General features: G+C 36.6%; 4 protein-coding genes. 2 read left to right on the top strand and 2 right to left on the bottom strand.

Translation table 11 applies throughout. From position 1 onward, the window contains the following. Together HRT72_05115 and HRT72_05110 are read left to right on the top strand one after the other, a co-directional pair. Positions 1 to 460: GAF domain-containing protein (locus tag HRT72_05115; protein NQY67089.1), on the top strand; the 460-nt coding region annotated here is incomplete at its 5' end. Further along, positions 450 to 2,054 carry an Ig-like domain-containing protein gene (locus HRT72_05110; protein NQY67088.1) on the top strand — a complete coding sequence of 535 codons (1,605 nt, stop codon included), beginning with the start codon at positions 450 to 452 and terminating at the stop codon, positions 2,052 to 2,054. The genes HRT72_05115 and HRT72_05110, both read left to right, overlap by 11 nt. A gap of 80 nt (positions 2,055 to 2,134) precedes the next feature. Here the strand turns inward: HRT72_05110 and HRT72_05105 are convergent, their stop codons facing one another. Both HRT72_05105 and HRT72_05100 read right to left on the bottom strand, forming a co-directional pair. Further along, complete coding sequence (locus tag HRT72_05105; GenBank protein NQY67087.1) at positions 2,135 to 2,560, bottom strand: hypothetical protein; 426 nt, start codon at positions 2,558 to 2,560, stop codon at positions 2,135 to 2,137. 35 nt (positions 2,561 to 2,595) lie between these two features. Then, positions 2,596 to 4,345, bottom strand: a 1,750-nt coding sequence (locus HRT72_05100) for a tetratricopeptide repeat protein (GenBank protein ID NQY67086.1), incomplete at its 5' end; no start/stop codon positions are given.

The following is a 4,345-nucleotide window of genomic DNA, read 5'->3' as shown; positions in this document are numbered from 1 at the left end:
CAAAGCAAATAAAGAAGATCGCTATGCTGAGCTAATTCCTCAAATAGAGTCTCTGGTTAAAGGCGAAACGGATGCTATCGCAGTTATCTCAAACATTATTGCTGCACTTAAACAAACCATGCAATGGATATGGATAGGTGTCTACTTTGTAAAAAACAATGAATTAATACTCGGCCCATTTCAAGGAGATGTAGCTTGTTTCCGAATAGAATATGGTAGAGGTGTTTGCGGTACGGCGTGGAAACAAAATGAAATAATACTAGTCGACGACGTAGAATATTTCCCAGGCCATATTGCTTGTAGCGCTCAATCTAAATCCGAAATTGTGCTTCCTGTTTGCAGCGCTAAAAATGAAGTGCTATTGGTTCTCGATATTGATAGCGATAAATTATCTGATTTTGACGAAACGGATAAGAAGGAGCTACAGAAAATTGTAGCTTTGATTCGTAATGTATTATAGACCCAATTTTCTAACCTTTTTATTTGCTTTTGCTTCGGTAATATTCTTTGCTGGCTGTGCTCAAATGGTGGCTCCAAAAGGAGGCGATAAAGACATCGCTCCTCCGGTTGCCTTATCTTTTAAGCCCGAGAATAAAACAACGAATTACCTCCCTAAAAAACCGTTAGAAATTGAGTTCGATGAATATGTAAAAATAGAATCCGCACTAAAAAATATTATCATCTCCCCTCCCATCGATGAAAAATTGGAAGTATTTAGAACCGGTAAAAAAGTTGTCGTTAAAATAAAAAGTGAGCTAGATCCTAATACGACATACTGCATTAAATATGGAGATGCGATTAAGGATATCACAGAAAACAATGTGTTGTCTAATCTAGAATATGTGATATCTACTGGAGCAGTAATTGATTCTGCAAAGATTAGCGGAGTTGTTAGAGATGCCCTAACAGACAGACCAGTAAAAGACATTCAGGTTTATGCCTATTCCAATAACGAAGACTCCATACCCTACAAAAGCATACCAAGTTATTATGCCGTTACAAACGATTCTGGCCTTTTTGAAATCTCTTATATGAGGCAAGGAGCCTACAAAATATTTGCCCTTAAAGACGATAACCGCAACATGATATTTGATATACCGTCTGAATATATTGGCTATGCGGAAGGTATGGTAGAAGCAAATGATTCATCAATTATTGAAATAGTTTTATTCCAAGAAGATTATGAATTGCAATCTACCCACAAGATTATTAACCGAGGAGACAAGTATGTAGTTCCATTTAATCGACCTACAGAAAACTTAACTCTTTCTGGTAACAACATATTAGATAACTACTGGAACCAGGAGAAAGACTCGCTTACTTTTTGGATGGAGTCTAACCGGCCCGACACAATACTTATTAAATTAAGCGACTCTCCATTTCAAGATACAATCTACCTCATAAGGCCAAAGGAAATTGAGGTGGATACTTCAATAGAGCAGTATCTAAACGTAAGTGCCAAATTAGGCAAGCGCGGTAGGTTCGAGTTCTTCGAGGAGTTCTATTTACGTTTCCCTGAGTTAGTCTATGAATATGATGTAAACCTTCTTGCATTATTAGAGGATACAAACATTATTCCGATCAACATAGTGAAACCTTCTAGACCGTTTTTTGAAAATTTACAAATAGATAATAAATGGAAAACAGATACAAAATATAGTCTAACCGCACTTCCAGGCGCATTTAAGACGAAAAAAGGTTTATCAAACGATAGTATTACTATTAGATTCATGACAAAGGATTCGAGTTATTACAGTACCGTAAATATTATTTTACAAGGAGGTAAAGACAATCAAAACTACTTTGCAACGCTAGCAGATAAAAAAGGTGGAAAGCTTGGTGAGGTCAACGTTACCGGAAACGATACAATCACTTTTAATAATTTAGCTAAAGGCAATTATGAGTTAAAATTGACCTACGATTCCAATAACAACCAGAAGTGGGATACAGGAGATTACATGGACAAGAAACAACCTGAAAAAACAATCACCCTCTCTGGAGGAATTGAAACTAAAGAAGGTTTTGAAACTGAGTTAATCTGGGAAATAGAATAAGGCTTAGATAAAGTACGAGGTTCAGTACTTACGATATTTAATATTATAAGAAAGTTTAGCTTCTGGTGACCGCAGTTTTTCTATTTAATCTTATTTTTTCGATTTGTTTCTTCGTTTATCTGAATGTTAGTCACATTGAAATTTTGATTGAGACTATCCGTCAGTTGAGAAAGTAGGCTATCGTATGGAGGATTTTTTCGATTTCCAAAACTTCCATTATACTTTAAATTCAAAATCACTACTACATCGTTATTGTCTGTCCAAAACTTGAAGTAGTGATAAGGGGATCCAAAAAAACCAAGCGTATCAGTTTTGCTGAATTTTTTGTCTTTTTGTAATTTATGCTTAACAGCTAATATGTTGATCTGGTTAAGAATTTCTTCCCTAGCCTGTCCAGATTTGGTTGACTCTATTATGTCATATTTGACGACATACTTCGTTGAATAGAAACACGATGTCAGTCCAAATAAAACTCCAAAAGCTAATAGGTTCTTTAGGCTTAGCATAGATACTAGTAGGTTTGTTCTAATTGACGCTATTGCTATTGTAAGAACTCAGCAGGGACTGGATAACCTAGTTTTTGTGCCTGTAAAGCATCCGCCTTTGCTTGTTGATGATTACCCAACGACTTCAAACATTGCGCTCTTTTAAAATAGTATTCTCCACCTTGTGGATTTAACTGAATTGCTCGACTAAAATCTTGAACCGCGGCGTTTAAATTCCCCAACTCCATGTAGGCTAGTCCTCGCCAGTTAGTGGCCTGTGCATTATTTGGCATATACCTTAAATAATAGTCGTAATCCTGACGAGCCAATTCGTGATTTCCGAGTACGCTATATGTTACTGCTCTGTTTAAGGAAGCTGCATAATAATCTGGATTGATAGAAAGGGCCTTCGTTAAATCTGCAATCGCTTTATCAAACTGTTGCACTTCAAAATATAACGCTCCTAAATTTCCATACACCACAGCGTAATTTGGTTTCAACTCTACACTCTTTTGATAATCTGCAATAGCCAAATCGTATTTCTTTAAATTGAAATATGCATTGCCTCTATTATTATAGCCCATGTAATTCTTTGGCGATAACTGCAACGCTTTATTGTAATTCGATATCGCCAATTCGTACTGTTTATTCTGTCGATAAAGATTTCCTAGATTGTTATAAGCATCATCATAATTCGGTTTTAACTCAATAGCTTTAATATAATCCGCCATTGCAGCCTGTGGGTTTCCGTTATCTAAAAAGAAATTTCCTCTACTGTTATACGCCCCATGCGCCGTTGGAAACGTTTCAATTACATCTCCCCAAAGCGTTGCACTGTTTTCCCAAACTTTGGTTCTTTCATGAGCAGTATAGCTCATAACAATAAACCCAAGAATTAATATTCCGGCAAAAGGCATTTTCCATTTCTTAATCTTTTCTTCTACACTTTCATGCACTCTATGGTAAGCTGTACCAACAATAAATAACAAACCAACGTATGGAACATACGAATATCGTTCAGATATTATACAAGCTCCTAAAGAGATAAATTGAAGCACTAACGCCACCGTGAAAAAATAGAACAATACTCCAAAGACATATTCGCGGTGCTTTCTAAAGTACCAACATGAGGCTCCAATCAATAACGATAAAACCGGGACGATGTAGTAGATGATTGGAAATGCCTCACCTTCCCTTGGATAGGGGTAATAAGAGCATAGCGTTAATGGTAAAAACAACTTATAGATGTACGCCATAAATCCGTACGAGGCGAACATAACTCGATCAATAATTGTGTGATCTCCAATGCTATGCACAGCACCCGATTGGGTGTCCATTGCTACTAAGCCGAAAATGATAGAAAGAATTAGAAACGGTATTTTTTCTATCGCAAGTTTCCATTTAATTTCTTTTGCCATCAGATAATCCATGCATAAAAGAACCATCGGAAATATTACCGCCGCCGATTTAGAAAGCAACGATAAAAACATGAGAAGTAAAGCCCCAACGTAGCTTAAAAGAGAACCATTACGTTGATATTTTCCGAAGCACAACAAACCCAAAAAGAAGAAGAATGTATACAATACATCCTTCCTTTCCGACACCCATGCAACCGACTCCACATGCATTGGATGTATTGCAAAGAAGCCTGCTACTATTATAGATGCATAGAACTTGTTCTTGGTTATCATTTGCACAAAAGCAAACACCAACACCACGTTCACGAGATGTATAAGAATATTTACCAAATGATAATCGAACGGTTCAATTTGCGACTGTGCGTAGTTGAGTGAGAAAGAAAGTATT

Source organism: Flavobacteriales bacterium (genome assembly GCA_013214975.1).
Classification (GTDB): domain Bacteria; phylum Bacteroidota; class Bacteroidia; order DT-38; family DT-38; genus DT-38.
The sequence above is the reverse complement of the archived record's forward strand: the minus strand, read 5'-3'. Positions and strand labels throughout refer to the sequence as shown.

What these genes read in the sequence shown, in the direction of transcription:
- HRT72_05105 (NQY67087.1), bottom strand. Translation starts at nt 2,560, where the DNA reads ATGCTAAGCCTAAAGAACCTATTAGCTTTTGGAGTTTTATTTGGACTG.
- HRT72_05110 (NQY67088.1), top strand. Translation starts at nt 450, where the DNA reads ATGTATTATAGACCCAATTTTCTAACCTTTTTATTTGCTTTTGCTTCG.